This is a genomic window from Streptomyces sp. NBC_00704, assembly GCF_036226605.1.
Classification (GTDB): Bacteria; Actinomycetota; Actinomycetes; order Streptomycetales; family Streptomycetaceae; genus Streptomyces.
This window is the reverse complement of the sequence record NZ_CP109000.1, coordinates 1,769,426-1,785,589: the sequence shown is the minus strand read 5'-3', so window position 1 is coordinate 1,785,589 and position 16,164 is coordinate 1,769,426. Positions and strand designations below refer to the sequence as shown.

Here is a 16,164-nt window from a genome sequence, read left to right as displayed (position 1 = left end):
GGCCGCCGGGCGCAGCCGGTGACCGGTCCGGCGCCCGGCGGCGCGCGTCAGAACCCGTGCCGCATCCCGCCGTCGACCGGGAGCATGATCCCCGTCAGGTAGGAGGCCGCGGGCGACAGCAGGAACGCGGCCGCCCGGCCGAACTCCTCGGGGGCGCCGTAGCGGCGCAGCGGGATCCGGGACTCGTTCGCGGTCCGGGTCGCCTCGGGATCAGCCGACAGCGCGTCCAGCTCGCGCACCCGGTCGGTGTCGATCCGGGCGGGCAGCAGCCCCACGACCCGGATGCCCCGCGGCCCCAGCTCGTCGGCCAGCGACTTGGCGAACCCGGCGAGCCCCGGGCGCAGCCCGTTGGAGATGGTCAGCCCCGGGATCGGCTCGTGCACCGATCCCGACAGCACGAACCCGATGACCCCGCCCGCCTCCAGCTCGGCCGCCGCGGCCCGCGCCAGGCGCACCGCGCCGAGGAACACCGACTCGAACGCGGCCTGCCACTGCTCGTCGGTGTTGTCCGCGACGAACCCGGGCGGCGGCCCGCCCACGCTCACCAGCACCCCGTCGAACCCGCCGAACGCCTCCCGCGCCGCGGCGATCAGGCGGCCCGCGGCGCCGGGGTCGGCGTTGTCGACGGCCACGCCGACGGCGTTCGGCCCCAGCTCGGCCGCCGCGGCGGCGACGCGCTCGTCGTCCCGCCCCGTCAGGACGACCTTCGCGCCGTCCGCGACGAGCTCGCGCGCGGCGGCGTTGCCCAGGCCCCGCGTGGCCCCCGTGACGACGTACACCCGGTCCTTCAGTCCAAGATCCATGGCTCCTATCCTGCCCCCTCGCCGCCGAACAGGGCGAGGGCGGTGTTCACCAGGCCGATGTGACTGAAGGCCTGCGGGAAGTTGCCCAGGTGCCGCCCGGCCACCGGGTCGTACTCCTCCGCCAGCAGCCCCACGTCGTTGGCCAGCCCCACCAGCCGCTCGAACAGCTCGCGCGCCTGCGCCGTGCGGCCGGTCATGTGCAGCGCGTCCGCCAGCCAGAACGAGCAGGCCAGGAACGCGCCCTCGTCGCCCGGGAGCCCGTCCACGGGCGCACCGTCCGTGCTGTAGCGGCGCACCAGGCCGCTGTGCCCCAGCTCGTCGCGGACCGCGTCGACGGTCCCGACGACCCGCGGGTCGTCCGGCGGCAGGAAACCCACGCGCGGGATCAGCAGCAGCGCGGCGTCCAGGTCCGCCGACCCGTAGGACTGGGTGAACGTGTTGCGCCGCGGGTCGTAGCCCTTCTCACACACCTCGCGGTGCACCTCGTCGCGCAGCGCCCGCCAGCCCTCCAGGTCGCCGCTGAGCTTCGGGTACTCCTCCAGCGCGCGCACCGCCCGGTCGGCCGCCACCCACACCATCACCTTGGAGTGCACGAACTGGCGCCGCCCGCCGCGCACCTCCCACAGGCCCTCGTCCGGCTGCCGCCAGTTCTCGCCCAGCCAGTTCATCAGCGCGCACTGCAACGACCACATGTGCGGCTTGGGCGACATGCCCGCCGTCCGGGCCAGCGACAGCGAGTCCATGACCTCGCCGTAGACGTCCAGCTGCAACTGGCCCACGGCGCCGTTGCCGATCCGCACCGGTGTGGAGCCGGCGTAGCCCGACAGCCACGGCAGCTCGCACTCGGGCAGCCGGCGCTCGCCCGCCAGGCCGTACATGATCTGCAGGTCGGCCGGATCGCCCGCGACGGCGCGCAGCAGCCAGTTGCGCCAGGCCTCGGCCTCGTCCTCGTAGCCCGCCGCCAGGAGCGCGCCCAGGGTGAGGGTGGAGTCCCGCAGCCAGCAGTAGCGGTAGTCCCAGTTGCGGACCCCGCCCAGCTCCTCGGGCAGGGAGGTGGTGAGCGCCGCGGCGATGCCGCCGGTGGGGGTGTACGTGAGGGCCTTGAGGGTGATCAGGGAGCGCACCACGGCGTCCCGGTGGGGCCCGTCGTAGCGGCAGCGGGCGGCCCACTCCCGCCAGTCGTCGACGCTGACGCGCAGCGCCTGCCACGGGTCGACCTGCGGGGGGCGGGTCTCGTGCGAGGGGTGCCAGGTCAGCACGAAGGCGACCGACTCGCCCTCGGCGACGGTGAACTCGGCGTGCGTGGTGAAGTCCTCGCCCCAGGTGCGCACCTCCGGCTCGCTGCGGAACCAGACCGCGTCGGGCCCGGCGACCGCCACCCGGTGGCCGTCCACCCGGCGCATCCAGGGGACGACCCAGCCGTAGTCGAACCGCAGCCGCAGGGCGCTGCGGACGGTCACCCGGCCGCGCAGCCCCTCGACGATGCGCACCACGTCCGGTGCCCGGTCGCGCTGGGGCATCAGGTCGGTGACCCGGATCGCGCCGTCGCCGGTCTCCCACTCGGTGTCCAGGACGAGCGTGTCGTGCCGGTACGCGCGCCGGGTGCAGGCCCCTTCCGCGCCACGCGGGGCGATGCGCCAGTGCCCGTTGTCCTCGTCGCCGAGGAGCCGGGCGAAGCAGGCCCCGGAGTCGAAGCGGGGCAGGCAGAGCCAGTCGATCGATCCGTCCGTGCCGACCAGGGCCGCGGTCTGCTCGTCGCCGATCAGGGCGTAGTCCTCGATGCGGGGGTGCACGGGGTTCCGGGTTCCCGGCGGGCCCGTACGGCAATCAGAGGTGCGTCCGGCCGGGTGACGGCCGGATCACCACACGCGCGCGTGGATCACTACACGCGCGCGTGCCCGGCACGTGCCGCGGGGTTCGCGCGCTTGATCAATACGCCTACACCGGGGCGGGCTCGGTGTGCTCGGCGGCCCGGGCGGCGGCCGCGGCACGGTCGCGGGCCTCCCGCCGGGCCATGACCAGCCAGCCGACGGGGACGCCCGCCGAGAACAGCCACCACTGGATGGCGTAGGCGAAGTTCAGGGCCGCGTCCTCGCTGCCGGGCGGGCCGAGCAGCTCCGGGGTGTCGCCCTTGGGCTCGGGCGCCGTCTGCACGATGTAGCCGCCGAGGACCCGGGCGCCCAGGCGGCCGGCCTCCTGCTCGCTGTTGATCAGCATGACCTGCCGGTCCGGCAGTCCCTTGAGGTCCTTGATGCCGCTGGCCGCGGTCGTCTCGTCCGGCATCAGCCGCCCGGTGACGCTGACGCGGCCGTACGGCGGCGCGGGGATCCGGGGGAAGTCGGTCTGGCTCGCGCCGTTCGCGGGGATCCAGCCCCGGTTGACCAGCAGTACCTTGCCGTCCGTCAGCACGAACGGGGTCAGCACGTGGAAGCCGACCGTCTCATCGGAGTTGACCCGCCGCCTGACGACGACCTCGCGCCCGGTGTCGAAGGCCCCGACGGCGGTCACGCTGCGGTACCGCTCGCTGCGGGTGACCTCGTGCCCCGGGGCGGTCAGGGACTCCACGGGCACCGGGTCGGCGCCCAGCGAGTCGGAGACCAGCTGGTTGCGCGCGGTGCGCTCGTCGTAGCGATGCATCTGCCAGAAGCCCAGCCTGATCATCGTGGGGATGAGGAGGAGGGAGACCAGCGTGAGGATCACCCACTGCCGGGACAACAGGAAGCGGTACACCCCACGACCGTACAACTCGGTCGTGGGGTGTACTCGGCCGGGTGCCGCGAGCCGCCCCTCGGGCTGACCTCGCGCGCGGGTTCCCGGAACGGATCACGCCCTGTCGACGATGCCCACCCTGCCCTCCGCGCGGGCACAGTGCGCGCCGCAGTACCAGTGCCCCTCCACCTCGACGCCCTGGCCGATGATCTGGACCCGGCAGTGCTCGCAGATGGGGGCCATGCGGTGGATCGCACAGGAGAAGCAGTCGAAGACGTGGACCGCGCCCTGCGCGTGCACCTCGAAGGTCATTCCGTAGTCATTGCCGCAAACTTCGCATCTCGCCATGCGCCACAGGGTGAGCGGTCCCCACCCGCGCGGGCGAGCGGACGACGGGCGAGTCGCGCGGCAATCACCCGTACGCCGGGATCGCCCGCGCGCGGGGCCGTCGGCGCGCGAAGCCGCCCGCGCGTGTGGCCGTCGGCGTGCCGAAGCCGCCCGCGCGTGTGGCCGCCGTGCGCCCGCGTCACCCGTCGGCGGGCTCCACGTCGCGCAGGAGCTGTCCGAAGGCGGCCTCGTCGACGACGGGCGTCCCGAACTGGCGCGCCTTCACCACCTTCGACGTGCCCGAGTCGGGGTCGTTGGTGACCAGCAGGCTGGTCAGCCGGGACAGGCTCGTCGCCACGTGCAGACCGGCCTCGGCGGCACGGTCCTCCAGCAGCTCGCGCTCGACCGACGTGTCGCCCGAGAAGGCGACCCGCATGCCCTGCTTGAGCCTCTTGCCGTCCTCGTACCGTCCCGGGTTGGGGTACGGGCACGCGGGACGCTTGCGCGACGGCCGCCATGTGCCGGGACGGTACGCGCCGTAGCCGCCGAGGCCGCCGTCCGGGCCGCCCGCCTGGCGGCCGATCCGGGGCGCGGGCCGGTCCGTCCACTCCGTCAGCGGCCGGCACTCCAGCAGCGGCAGACGGACACCGCCGGCCGCCGCGGCCCGCAGGCTCGGCCGGAACGCCTCCGCGAGCACGCGCGCGTCGTCCAGCGCGTGGTGCGCCCGCTGCTGCACGACCCCGAAGTGCGCAGCCAGCGACTCCAGTTTGTGGTTGGGCAGCGGCAGGCCCAGCTCCTTGGACAGGGCGATGGTGCACAGCCGCTGCCGCACCGGCGCCTCGCGCCGGGCGCGCGCGTACTCCCGCGCGATCATCTGCCAGTCGAAGACCGCGTTGTGCGCGACGAGCACCCGCCCGTCGAGCCGCGCGGCGAACTCCTCGGCCACGTCCCCGAAGAGGGGCGCGCCTTCGAGCACGTCGCTCGTCAGACCGTGTATCCACACCGGGCCCGGGTCGCGCTCCGGGTTGACCAGCGTGTACCAGTGGTCCTGGACCTCACCGCGCGCGTCCAGCCGGTAGACGGCGGCGGAGATGATCCGGTCGTCCCGGGCCAGGCCGGTGGTCTCCACGTCAACGACCGCGTATCCCTGGGGATACGCGGTCGGCCACTCCGTGGGGGAGGACGCTGTCGTCGTGTGGTCTTCGAGCATGGTCACTGAGGATACGGGCCCCTACTGACACCTCGCCGCACCTGCCCCGTGGAGGGGAGGGAGGAAGCCCTCCGGCGCGTACGGGAGTTCGCCTCACGCACGCACGCGTGCCCGCCCGGACCTCCCGCTCCCCGCACAACCACCGCGCGTGCAGCGCCCGTTCGGGCCCTGGTGCGCGGTGCCGGGTGAACTCGTCACGCTCGTATGTGCCTTGAAGGGGCCCTCCATGCTGTTTCACATGTATTGATGCATCTTGGTCATCTTCACCTGGTTACTCCCTCTTGCCTCTTGTATGCATATTTGATCTCTTCCTCCCTCCCCCTCCGGCTCTCCCTCCCCCTCCGGCATTCCGTCCCCCTCCGGCTCTCCGTCCCCTTCCGGCATTCCGTCCCCCTCCGGCGCCTCTCCTTCCCTGGGGGGAGTGCGGACGGTCGAGCGTCGGTGCCGGGTGCGCGTCATCCGGGGTGCCATCCTCCGTCCTGTGACGGAACCCACCCATGCCGAGGCTCACGAGGGCTCGCTCGGATCCCGGCTGAACTGGCTGCGCGCCGCCGTGCTCGGCGCCAACGACGGCATCGTCTCCACCGCGGGCCTCGTCGTCGGCGTCGCGGGCGCCACCGACGACCGTGCGGCGCTGCTGACGGCCGGGCTCGCCGGTCTGCTCGCCGGGTCGATGTCGATGGCGGCGGGGGAGTACGTCTCCGTGTCGACGCAGCGGGACTCCGAGCGGGCCGCCCTCGCGCAGGAACGCCGGGAGCTGCGCGAGCAGCCGGAGGCCGAACTGGACGAGCTGACCGAGCTGCTGAGGGAGCGGGGCCTGTCCCGGCAGGTGGCCAGGGAGGCCGCCGTGCAGCTCACGGAGCGGGACGCGCTGAGGGCCCACGCGCGGGTGGAGCTCGGCATCGATCCGGACGACCTCACCGACCCCTGGCACGCGGCCTGGGCGAGCTTCCTCGCCTTCACCGCGGGCGCCCTGCTGCCGCTCCTCGCCATCGTGCTCCCTCCGGTCCACTGGAGGCTCCCGGTCACGGTCGCGTCGGTCCTGGTCGCGCTGGCCGGCACCGGCTGGAGCAGCGCCCGGCTGGGCTCGGCGGCGGCGGGCCGGGCGGTGGCGCGCAACACGGGCGGCGGAGCGCTCGCGATGGCGGTCACGTACGCGGTCGGGGCGCTGCTGGGAGCGGCGGGAATGTGAACGCCGGGAGTGGCGTGAGGGCGAACGCCGGGAGTGGCGTGAGGGCGAACGCCGGGAGTGGTGTGAGGGTGAACGCCGGGAGCGGCGGGAGTGTGAAGGGGACGTGAGCGCCCGGCCCGTTCTCGCCACCGGTTGGCGAGGATCACCAACAAGCAAGCGCATACCCCCGGTAATACTTGTGGGTAACAACGTCTAGCGGCGGACCATCAGCGGTTCTACGTTGCCCACATGCCTAATTTGCCCGATGTCGTGCTCTGGTCGATACCCGCCTTCGTGCTGCTCACCGTCGTCGAGGTGATCAGCGTGCGGCTCCACCCCGCCGAGGAGGGTGCCGCGGCCGGATACGAGGCGAAGGACGCCGCGACGAGCGTCGGCATGGGGCTCGGCAGCCTCGTCTTCGACTTCTTCTGGAAGATCCCGATCGTCGCGATCTACACGGCGGTCTACGAACTGACGCCGCTGCGCGTGCCCGTCCTGTGGTGGACGCTCCCGCTGATGCTGCTCGCGCAGGACTTCTTCTACTACTGGTCCCACCGCGGCCACCACGTCATCCGCGTCCTGTGGGCCTGTCATGTCGTCCACCACTCCAGCGAGAAGTTCAACCTCACGACCGCCCTGCGTCAACCCTGGACGTCGCTGACCGTCTGGCCGTTCTACGTCCCGCTCGTCGCCGCGGGCGTCCACCCGGCCGCACTCGCCTTCTGCTCCTCGGCCAACCTCGTGTACCAGTTCTGGATCCACACCGAGCGGATCGACCGGATGCCGCGGTGGTTCGAGTTCCTGCTGAACACGCCGTCCCACCACCGCGTCCACCACGCTTCCCAGGGCGGCTACCTGGACCGCAACTTCGGCGGCATCCTCATCGTCTGGGACCGGCTCTTCGGCTCGTTCGTCCCCGAGGTGGACCGGCCCGTCTACGGGTTGACGAAGAACATCAACACGTTCAACCCGATCAAGGTGGCCACGCACGAGTACGTCGCGATCGCCCGGGACGTGAGGGCGGCGTCCGGCTGGCGTGAGCGGGCGGGGCGCGTCTTCCGCGGCCCGGGGTGGCAGCCCGCGTCCGCCGCGCCCGCCCCCGGCTCCACCGCGTCCCCGGTCCAGGAGACCTCGGCCGCGTGACCCGCTCCCGCGTCATCCCCGTCCTCCTCGCCCTGTGCGCGCTCGCCACCGCCGTCGACCTGCTCAGCCTCGCGACCGGCTTCGGCCCCGGCCACACTCTCGCCAAGCCGCTGCTCATGCCGCTGCTCGCCGGCTGGGCCGCCCTGCGAGGGGCGCCCAGGCTGCTGCCGGCGGCCCTCGCGTGCGGCTGGGGCGGCGACGTCCTGCTGCTGTCCGACGCCGATCCCGCCTTCTTCGCCGGCATGGCGTCCTTCGCCGCCGGACACGTCTGCTACCTGGTGCTGTTCGCCCGCGTCGGCCGTCCCCACACGCGGGCCGCGGTGCTCGCCCCCTGCTACGCCGTCGTCCTGACGGCCACCGTCGTCCTGCTGTGGCCCGGCCTGCCGCACGAACTGCGCCCGCCCGTCGCGGTGTACAGCACCCTCCTGACGGCCATGGCCTGCACCGCCGCCGTCAGGCTCGGCCCGGTCGCCGGCGCAGGAGGCCTGCTGTTCCTGCTCTCCGACACCCTCATCGCCACCGGCGTGGCCGACTGGCCGCAGCCCCCGTGCCCCGACCTGTGGATCATGCTCACCTATGTCGCCGCACAGTTCCTGCTGGTCCGCGGCGTCCTCGACGGCCTCGGCGGGCGTCGGGAGCCGGCGGCGGCGTACCGTGAGGTGCGCTCGACCACCCCCTGAGCGCCCTCGACGACACCGCACGAGAAGGATCCTCGACATGCGCGCCACCACCATTCACGCCCCCTTCGACATGCGCGTGGAGGACGTGCCCGAGCCCGTGGTGCAGCTGCCCGCCGACGCGGTGGTCCGGGTGCTGCGCGCCTGCATCTGCGGCAGCGACCTGTGGGCGTACCGCGGCGAGGCGTCCCGGCAGCCGGGCCAGCGCATCGGGCACGAGTTCCTCGGCGTGGTGGAGGAGACCGGCTCCGACGTGTCGACGCTGCGGCGCGGCGATCTGGTCGTCGCGCCCTTCATGTGGTCCGACGGCGTCTGCGACTACTGCCGTGAAGGCCTGACGACATCCTGTGAGCACGGCGGCTTCTGGGGCTCCGTCGGCTACGACGGGGGCCAGGGCGAGGCCGTGCGCGTGCCGTTCGCCGACGGCACCCTCGTGCGGCTGCCCAAGGAGGCCGCCTCCGACGACCGTCTGCTGGCCGCCCTGCTCACCCTCTCCGACGTGCTGGGCACCGGCCACCACGCGGCCCTCGGCGCGGGCGCCGGGCCCGGCGCCACCGTCGCCGTCGTCGGGGACGGCGCGGTCGGCCTGTGCGCCGTCCTGGCCGCCAAGCGCCTCGGCGCCGAACGCATCATCGCCCTGGGCCGCCACCGGGCCCGCACGGACATCGCTCGCCGCTTCGGCGCCACGGACGTCGTCGCCGAGCGCGGCGACGCGGCCGTCGAAGCCGTCCGCGAACTCACCCGCGGCCAGGGCGCGCACGCGGTCGTGGAGGCGGTCGGCACCGAGCAGTCCATGCGAACGGCGCTCGAGGTCAGCCGGGACGGCGGCGCCGTCGGCTTCGTGGGCGTCCCGCACGGCAGCGGCACCGGTCTCGACCTGAGCGTCATGTTCGACCGCAACATCGCGCTGCGCGGCGGCGTCGCCCCGGTCCGCGCCTACATCCCCGAACTGCTGCCCGACGTGCTGAGCGGCGCGATCGACCCTTCGCCCGTGTTCGACCTGACCGTCGGCATCGAGGGCGTCCCGGACGGCTACAAGGCGATGGACGAGCGCACCGCCCTCAAGGTCATGGTGACCAACTGACGGCGTTCCGGGGGCGATGCCCGGCTGATCATGGTGATCAACCGACGGCGGGCATTCCCGTCGTGACACCCGGCTGATCATGGTGATCAACCTAGGGCCGGCGCCCCCGCCATGACTCCCGACAGATCATGGTGATCAACCTACGGTCGGCGCCCCCGGCATGACACCCGACAGATCATGGTGACCCCCTGACGCCGTCAACCCTTGACGGGCAGCGGCAAGGCCGTCAACAGTCCCGACACCGCGACCACCGCACCCAGCGCGACGAGCTCCACACGCGCGGGGGAGCAGGCGGCCAGCGGGTCGGGCGACTGCCGCAGTCGCGTCCGTGCCCACAGGGCGAGCAGGGCGACCGCGCCGACCACGAGCACCTTGGCGAGCAGCACGCGCCCGTACGCGGTCGAGGTCAGCAGGCCGAGCACCGACCCGGCCGGCATCCGGCGCAGCGAGCTGAGCAGCCCGGTCGCGGTGACGGCGGCGAACAGCACGGCCGCCACGCGCGCGTACAGACCGAGCAGGGCGGCGCCGGCCGCGGCCCCGTCCCACCGGCGCAGGGTGCGCAGCACGGTCAGCAGGCCGCCCGCCCACAGCGCCGAGCACGTCAGATGCACGAGCGTCAGACCGGATCCGACCAGGGGCGTGTGCTCGGTGGGCGGATGGGCACGCAATGCCTCCGCCAGGATCACCGCCGCCAGCGGCCACGCCTGACGGTTCGGCCGGCCGGACAGGGCGCACAGCCCGGCGACCGCGAACGCGATCGCCTCGACCAGCGCGAGCACGCCGGTCCGTGAGCCGTGGCCGTGCGGCGCCAGCTCCCCGGCCGCCGCCGCGGCCGCGAACCCCACGACCGCCGCGAACGGCGCCCAGCCGCTCGGTCGCTCGTGCGGCGCGTTCGGCACCCGCCGGGCGAGCACGGCTGTGAACAACTCGCCCACCTGCACGCTCAGCGCCGCGAACAGCGCCGCCCGGAGCAGGGCGACCGCACCGGAGTCCGACGCCGCGCTCTGTCCGGTGCCGTGGACCGCGACGGACGGCCCGAGCAGCGGGATCAGTGCCCCGATCCCGACCAGGACGAGCAGGGCCACCGCCCGGCCGGGGCCGGTTCGGGGCGCGGAGTCGGTCACTGCGGGCGGTCGTATGAGGGCCATGCCAGGATCTTCACCATGCCCCCCAAAACCGGGCAAGTCGGATGATGGTGGGCCTCAGGTGGACCGTCCGGCCCGGTCGGTGGCCCCGCCCGGCTCGGTCGGTGGCCCCGTCCGGCCGCCGACCGGCTCAGAGCCAGCGCGCCGGATCCGCTCCCCACGGGCCGGGCGGGCGGGCCCAGTCGCGCGGCCCGCCGTCGAACGCCACCGGCGGCAGTGCGTACCGGAGCCGCCCGACGGGACTCTCAGTCTCCCCGAGCCAGGGCCGCGGACCGGCGTCGTCGTCCCCGCCCCGCTCGCCGCTTCCCGCTCCCCGCTCCACGCGCGGCCGACGGGACTCCTGGGCGGATGCGCCCTCCTTGGCGGTCCCTTTGCCGTCGTCTTCGCCCATCCGGGCGCCCTCCGTCAGCCAGGCCGCCGTCCGCGCCAGCGCCGTCCGGACGAACCGGCTGCCGCCGTCGTACGACTGCTCGGTCAGCGCGCGCAGGACGCCGGCGGCCAGCAGATAGCCGGTCCCGTGGTCGAGGGCCTGCGCCGGCAGCGCGCCCGGCCGCTCGGCCGAGCCCTCCGCCGCGGCGATGCCGGTGGCCACCTGCACGAGGCTGTCGAACCCGCGACGCGCGCCCCACGGCCCGTAGGCGCCCCACGCCGAGACCTGCGCCACCACCAGCCCGGGCCGGCGCTCGGCGAGCGCCTCGGGGGCCAGGCCGAACCGGTCCAGCGCGCCCGGTCGGTAGCCGGTGACCACCACGTCCGCCGTCGCGAGCAGCTCCTCGAAGGCGGACCGGTCGGCCGCCAGGTCCAGCAGCGCCGACCGCTTGCCGAAGCCCGTGTCCGCGTGCTGGTCGACGAGCTCGGGCAGCTGGGGGGCGTCGACGCGCAGGACGTCCGCGCCCAGCAGTGCGAGGGTGCGGGTGGCCACCGGCCCGGCCAGGACCCGTGTCAGATCCAGGACGCGCAGTCCCGCGGCGGGCAGCAGGGGGGCGCCGTCGAGCGGTGCGAAGGTACGCGCGCGTGCCGCGTCGAGCCTGCCGCGCTCGACCAGGGGGCGGGCGGCGACCTCGGCGGCCTGGGGGTGCGCCGCCCACTGTCCGGGCGTGCGCAGGGCGACCGCCAGGCCGCCGGCCGCGTACACCGCGTCCTCCACGTCGAGGGCGGCGCGCTCGGCGAACGCCCTCTCCGCGGCCTCAGGACCGGTGTCCGCGGGCAGCCCCAGCGCGCGCAGCAGCCGCTCGCGGTGGTGCGGGTAGTTGGCGTGGGTCCGCACCCAGCCGTCAGCCGTCCGCCAGAACCGCGAGAGCGGCGCGAAGGTGACGGGCGGCCGCCCGTCGACCCGCAGATGCCGTTCGCTGACGAACGCCGTAGCCACCGCGCCGTCGTCCACCCGCACCGCGGGCGGGCGCGCGAGAGCGGCCCGTCGTGCCCCCAGCTCGGCGGCGGCCAGGGCGCACGCGCCGACGCAGGCCCGCGCCAGATCTCGCACGGGAAGCCGCGCGGGCAGCGTCCCCTCGCGGGCGACGGTCGACACGCGGTCCAGGAGGGCGGGATCGCCGCCGAGCGCGGACCAGGCCAACTTGATTCGAGTCATGACTACATGGTGCAGTATTGATTCAATCAATATATGAGGGAGACCGCTCCACGGGTGCACGGGTGCACGGGTGCACGGGTGCACGGGTGCACGGGTGCACGGGTGCACGGGTGCACGGGTGCACGCGTCGCCGTACATGCCGTACCGCCCGAGCCCGGACAGGTGAAGGCTGTACTGACGAAGACGGCACAGCGAAGGGCCGGGCGGATGTCCGCCCGGCCCCGGTAACGCCTGCCGTCTGCCCGCTTCGGGCGGCTACTTCACGGCGCGCAGCGCGTTGACCACGCCGAAGCCGAAGAAGCCGTTGAGGCGCTTGCCGCCCACGCAGGTGGCGTCCACGACGCCGTTGCCGTCACCGTCGTACGGCTCGGTCGGGCAGCTCGTCGCGTCGGCCTGCAGCTTGAGCAGCGCCTGCAACTGCGCCGGGCTCGCGTGCGGGTGCGTCGACTTCAGCAGCGCGGCCACACCGGCCACGTGCGGAGACGCCATCGAGGTGCCCTGGAGGAAGCCGTACGCGTTGTTCGGCAGCGTCGACAGGATGCGGCCGTTGGCCGACGGCGTGTCCGGGATCTGGAACTTGTCGCCGCCCGGCGCCGCGACGTCGACGACGCCCAGGCCGTAGCTGGAGTAGTACGACTTGGCGCCCTTGACGCCCGTCGCGCTCACCGTGACGACACCCGGCAGCTGCGTCGGGATGTCGAAGCACTCGTGCGGGTCGACCGTGCGCGTCACCGGCGTGGTGTCGTCGGGGCTGGACGCGTCCTCGAGTGCGTCGGAGTCGAGGTCGTGGTTGGAGTTGCCCGCGGAGGCCACGCTGAGCGTGCCCTTCTTCTGGGCGTACAGCTGGGCCCTGTTGACGGCGTCCACAATGGCCCGCTGGTCGGGGTCGTCCATGCAGTTGTACAGCCACGGGTCGACGTAGTAGCTGTTGTTCGTGATCTCGACGCCGTGGTCGGCGGCGAACACGAACGCGCAGACCACGTTCTCCGGGTAGAAGAGACCGTCCTTGGGGTCGCTCACCTTGATGCCCGCGACCTTCACGCCGGGCGCGACGCCCGACACGCCGATGCCGTTGCGCGCCGCGGCGATCTCACCCGCCACATGGGTGCCGTGGTAGTCCTCGGCCGGGTCGTAAGGACGCCAGGCGCCGGGAGTGGTGTCCGCGACGCCGCCGACGCAGTTGGCCGACTGGGACGCCGAGAAGTTCGGCGCGAGGTCCGGGTGGGTGTCGTCGACGCCGGTGTCGATGACGGCGACCGTCACCCTCTTGCTGCCCGGGTTGATCGTGGCGGCCTTGTCGGCGCCGATCGCCCGCAGGTCCCACTGGTCGGCCTCGAGCGGCTCGCTCTGGCCCGCCGCGTCGGACGCCTTCTCGACCTTCGCGGCCTCCGCCTTCGAGAGGACCTGGGCCGCTCCCTCGTCGGTGGTCCCGGCCGCGCTCAGCGGCGCCGTACGGGTCGCTCCGGCCGACTGCACGCCCCGCACCGCGCGTATCTTCGGGCCGAAGTCGGGGTTCGCCGAGTGGACGACGAGTACGCCGATCCTGTCGTAGGCCGCGACGACGGTGCCGCCGGCCTCGGCGACCGCCTTCTTCACCTTCCGGATCGTGCCGTGGTCGGTCTTCGTGTTGACGACGTACGCCAGCGTTCCGGCGTCGGCCGTCCGGGCGGCGGACGCCGGAACGGGGGCCGCGGAGGCCGCCGCCGGCAGGAAGCCGAGCGAGGCGGTCAGCGACAGTACGACGGGCACCGCGAGAGCGAGCCGGCGTCTGGAAGGCAGATGAGCCATGGGGTCTCCACATCATCCGGAAACGGGACCTGACCCGGGCGCGGGTGCCGCCTAGGCAGGTACATGACGGGTGGTGCTCGCCCGAAGCTATCTCCCTGACTCATCGGTCAGCAATGACTTCCCGACGGCGATTTTGCCCGCCCATGACCTGACGAGGTTCCCGCTCGTTGGTCATGACCGGCCGTCAGGCCCCTCCGACAAACCCGTCCGACGCGTTGAACCCGTCCTCCCGCGGCCCCGTGACCTTGGGCAGGGAGCGAGAGGACACTCGCCTCCGTTCGCCGTCCCACCCGCACCCGCAACGAGGAGACCCCGTGGCCACCGAGACACCGCCCCCCTCGAAAACCCCAGCCCAGCTCCCCTCCGCCGAGGAGTTCGTCGCGGTGCAGGAGAGCGCGGAGTTCGGTGAACTGCGCGGCGCCTACCGGGGCTTCGCCTTCCCGCTGACGTTCGCCTTCATCGTCTGGTACCTGCTGTACGTCCTGCTGTCGAACTACGCGGGCGGCTTCATGGGCACCAAGCTCTTCGGCAACATCAACGTGGCCCTCGCCCTGGGCCTCGCCCAGTTCCTCACGACCTTCCTCATCGCCTGGTGGTACGCGCGGACCGCGGCCGCCAAGTTCGACCCCAAGGCAGAAGCCATCAAGTCCCGGATGGAGGCGGGCGAATGAGCACCGCACCGCACACCGCGCATCACACCGCCCTGCTCGCCGCGGGCGAGGCGAGCGAGCACCGCACACTGATCATCATCCTGTTCTCGGTGTTCGTCGCCGCGACGCTCGTCATCACCGTCTGGGCCGGCCGCCAGACCAAGGACGCCGCCGACTTCTACGCCGGCGGCCGCCAGTTCACCGGCTTCCAGAACGGACTCGCCGTCTCCGGCGACTACATGTCCGCCGCGTCCTTCCTCGGCATCGCGGGCGCCATCGCCCTCTTCGGCTACGACGGCTTCCTGTACTCCATCGGCTTCCTGGTCGCCTGGCTGGTCGCCCTGCTGCTGGTCGCCGAGCCGCTGCGCAACTCCGGCCGCTACACCATGGGCGACGTCCTGGCGTACCGCATGCGCCAGCGGCCGGTCCGCACCGCGGCCGGCACCTCCACCATCGTGGTGTCGATCTTCTACCTGCTGGCCCAGATGGCGGGCGCGGGCGTCCTGGTCTCCCTGCTGCTGGGCATCACCAGCGACGGCGGCAAGGTCGCGATCGTGGCCCTGGTCGGCGTGCTGATGATCGTCTACGTGACGATCGGCGGCATGAAGGGCACCACCTGGGTCCAGATGGTCAAGGCCGTGCTGCTCATCATCGGCGCCCTCCTGCTCACCTTCCTGGTCCTGCTGAAGTTCGACTTCAACGTCTCCGACCTGCTGGGCTCGGCCGCCGACAACAGCGGCAAGGGCGCGGCCTTCCTGGAGCCCGGCCTGAAGTACGGCGTCAGCGGCACCACCAAGCTGGACTTCCTCTCGCTCGGCATCGCCCTGGTCCTGGGCACCGCCGGACTGCCGCACATCCTGATCCGCTTCTACACGGTGCCCACCGCCAAAGCCGCCCGTAAGTCGGTCCTGTGGGCCATCGGCCTCATCGGCGGGTTCTACCTCATGACCCTCGCCCTCGGCTTCGGCGCCGCCGCGCTGATCAAGCCGGACGAGATCACCGCGTCCAACAAGGCGGGCAACACGGCGGCGCCCCTGCTCGCCCTCCATCTGGGCGGCGTCGACTCCAACTGGGGCGCCGTCCTGCTGGCCACCATCTCGGCGGTCGCCTTCGCGACCATCCTCGCGGTCGTCGCCGGCCTCACCCTGGCGTCGTCCTCGTCGTTCGCCCACGACATCTACGCCAACGTCATCAAGAAGGGACAGGCCTCCGAGAAGGAGGAGATCAACGCGGCCCGCTACGCCACCGTCGGCATCGGCGCCGTCTCCATCCTGCTCGGGGCCCTCGCCCGCGACCTGAACGTCGCCGGCCTGGTCGCCCTCGCCTTCGCGGTCGCCGCCTCCGCCAACCTGCCGACGATCCTCTACAGCCTGTTCTGGAAGCGGTTCACCACCGCCGGAGCCCTGTGGTCGATCTACGGCGGCCTGGTCACCGCGGTCGGCCTGGTGCTGTTCTCGCCGGTCGTCTCGGGCAAGCCCTCCTCCATGTTCCCGGACGTCGACTTCCACTGGTTCCCGCTGGAGAACCCCGGCCTCATCTCGATCCCGGTCGGCTTCCTGCTGGGCATCGTCGGCACCCTGCTCTCGAAGGAGGAGCCCGACACGGCCAAGTACGCCGAACTGGAGGTCCGCTCCCTGACCGGCACCGGAGCCCACTGACCGGCGCCGCCGACCCGCTGACCGGCGACGAGGCGCCCCGCGGACCGGCATCCGGCCGCCGGGGCGCCCCCGCCGTCACCTCCCGACCCGCGGCCGCGTCGTAGATCCCTACGACGCGGCCGCGTCCCACCTCGTGGGATCGGGCCCTGTCGTTGTCGGCGGGGTCACGTAGGCTCGCAGTGACGGAAAGAAAACCGGTCCACCACGAGGG

Annotated in this window: 14 protein-coding genes; 6 read left to right on the top strand and 8 right to left on the bottom strand. The window is 73.0% G+C overall.

The features are described from left to right. Positions 1–47 precede the first annotated feature (47 nt). The 5 genes from OG802_RS07910 to OG802_RS07890 all read right to left on the bottom strand — a co-directional run bounded on the left by OG802_RS07910 (position 48) and on the right by OG802_RS07890 (position 5,049). Positions 48–803 (bottom strand): SDR family oxidoreductase, encoded by a 756-nt coding sequence (locus OG802_RS07910; protein WP_329408517.1) that lies wholly within the window; start codon positions 801–803, stop codon positions 48–50. Positions 804–808: 5 nt separating this feature from the next. Then, positions 809–2,596 (bottom strand): glycoside hydrolase family 15 protein, encoded by a 1,788-nt coding sequence (locus tag OG802_RS07905; RefSeq protein ID WP_329408515.1) that lies wholly within the window; start codon positions 2,594–2,596, stop codon positions 809–811. A gap of 145 nt (positions 2,597–2,741) precedes the next feature. After that, complete coding sequence (locus OG802_RS07900) at positions 2,742–3,533, bottom strand: SURF1 family cytochrome oxidase biogenesis protein (protein ID WP_329408514.1); 792 nt, start codon at positions 3,531–3,533, stop codon at positions 2,742–2,744. Positions 3,534–3,626: 93 nt separating this feature from the next. Continuing rightward, on the bottom strand, positions 3,627–3,860 hold the full coding sequence (locus OG802_RS07895; RefSeq protein ID WP_319192482.1) for a hypothetical protein: 234 nt from the start codon (positions 3,858–3,860) through the stop codon (positions 3,627–3,629). A 178-nt stretch (positions 3,861–4,038) separates the two neighbouring features. After that, entirely contained in the window at positions 4,039–5,049 is a 1,011-nt protein-coding gene (locus OG802_RS07890) for a DEDDh family exonuclease (RefSeq protein WP_329408512.1), read from the bottom strand. A 481-nt stretch (positions 5,050–5,530) separates the two neighbouring features. On the opposite strand from OG802_RS07890, the gene OG802_RS07885 reads away from it, so the two are divergent. The 4 genes from OG802_RS07885 to OG802_RS07870 all read left to right on the top strand — a co-directional run bounded on the left by OG802_RS07885 (position 5,531) and on the right by OG802_RS07870 (position 9,124). Beyond that, complete coding sequence (locus tag OG802_RS07885; RefSeq protein ID WP_329408510.1) at positions 5,531–6,241, top strand: VIT1/CCC1 transporter family protein; 711 nt, start codon at positions 5,531–5,533, stop codon at positions 6,239–6,241. Between the two features lie 228 nt (positions 6,242–6,469). Next, positions 6,470–7,363, top strand: a complete 894-nt coding sequence (locus OG802_RS07880) for a sterol desaturase family protein (protein ID WP_329408509.1) — start codon at positions 6,470–6,472, stop codon at positions 7,361–7,363. Next, positions 7,360–8,043, top strand: coding sequence for a lysoplasmalogenase (locus OG802_RS07875; RefSeq protein WP_329408507.1), 684 nt, complete (start codon positions 7,360–7,362; stop codon positions 8,041–8,043). The genes OG802_RS07880 and OG802_RS07875 overlap by 4 nt, the downstream gene beginning before the upstream one ends. 37 nt (positions 8,044–8,080) lie before the next feature. Next, entirely contained in the window at positions 8,081–9,124 is a 1,044-nt protein-coding gene (locus tag OG802_RS07870; protein ID WP_329408506.1) for a zinc-dependent alcohol dehydrogenase family protein, read from the top strand. A 197-nt stretch (positions 9,125–9,321) separates the two neighbouring features. On the opposite strand, the gene OG802_RS07865 is transcribed toward OG802_RS07870, so the two are convergent. The 3 genes from OG802_RS07865 to OG802_RS07855 form a co-directional block, all read right to left on the bottom strand. After that, a complete protein-coding gene (locus OG802_RS07865) occupies positions 9,322–10,272 on the bottom strand; it encodes a CopD family protein (protein WP_329408505.1) in 951 nt (316 codons plus the stop codon). Between the two features lie 127 nt (positions 10,273–10,399). Beyond that, the gene (locus tag OG802_RS07860; protein ID WP_329408504.1) at positions 10,400–11,857 is read right to left on the bottom strand and encodes a CoA transferase; all 1,458 of its coding nucleotides are present in this window, start codon (positions 11,855–11,857) and stop codon (positions 10,400–10,402) included. Between the two features lie 255 nt (positions 11,858–12,112). Next, positions 12,113–13,645: a S8 family serine peptidase gene (locus OG802_RS07855; RefSeq protein WP_329408502.1), complete on the bottom strand. Its 1,533-nt coding sequence runs from the start codon at positions 13,643–13,645 to the stop codon at positions 12,113–12,115. 314 nt (positions 13,646–13,959) lie between these two features. On the opposite strand from OG802_RS07855, the gene OG802_RS07850 reads away from it, so the two are divergent. Further along, entirely contained in the window at positions 13,960–14,316 is a 357-nt protein-coding gene (locus OG802_RS07850) for a DUF485 domain-containing protein (protein WP_329408501.1), read from the top strand. Next, complete coding sequence (locus OG802_RS07845) at positions 14,313–15,953, top strand: solute symporter family protein (RefSeq protein ID WP_329408500.1); 1,641 nt, start codon at positions 14,313–14,315, stop codon at positions 15,951–15,953. Before OG802_RS07850 ends, OG802_RS07845 begins: the two co-directional genes overlap by 4 nt. Positions 15,954–16,164: the final 211 nt, after the last annotated feature.

Bases quoted from the DNA above. Each gene is read 5' to 3' on its own strand.
- OG802_RS07855 (WP_329408502.1), bottom strand. From the start codon at position 13,645: ATGGCTCATCTGCCTTCCAGACGCCGGCTCGCTCTCGCGGTGCCCGTC.
- OG802_RS07860 (WP_329408504.1), bottom strand. From the start codon at position 11,857: ATGACTCGAATCAAGTTGGCCTGGTCCGCGCTCGGCGGCGATCCCGCC.
- OG802_RS07865 (WP_329408505.1), bottom strand. From the start codon at position 10,272: ATGGCCCTCATACGACCGCCCGCAGTGACCGACTCCGCGCCCCGAACC.
- OG802_RS07845 (WP_329408500.1), top strand. From the start codon at position 14,313: ATGAGCACCGCACCGCACACCGCGCATCACACCGCCCTGCTCGCCGCG.
- OG802_RS07895 (WP_319192482.1), bottom strand. From the start codon at position 3,860: ATGGCGAGATGCGAAGTTTGCGGCAATGACTACGGAATGACCTTCGAG.
- OG802_RS07870 (WP_329408506.1), top strand. From the start codon at position 8,081: ATGCGCGCCACCACCATTCACGCCCCCTTCGACATGCGCGTGGAGGAC.
- OG802_RS07910 (WP_329408517.1), bottom strand. From the start codon at position 803: ATGGATCTTGGACTGAAGGACCGGGTGTACGTCGTCACGGGGGCCACG.
- OG802_RS07880 (WP_329408509.1), top strand. From the start codon at position 6,470: ATGCCTAATTTGCCCGATGTCGTGCTCTGGTCGATACCCGCCTTCGTG.
- OG802_RS07890 (WP_329408512.1), bottom strand. From the start codon at position 5,049: ATGCTCGAAGACCACACGACGACAGCGTCCTCCCCCACGGAGTGGCCG.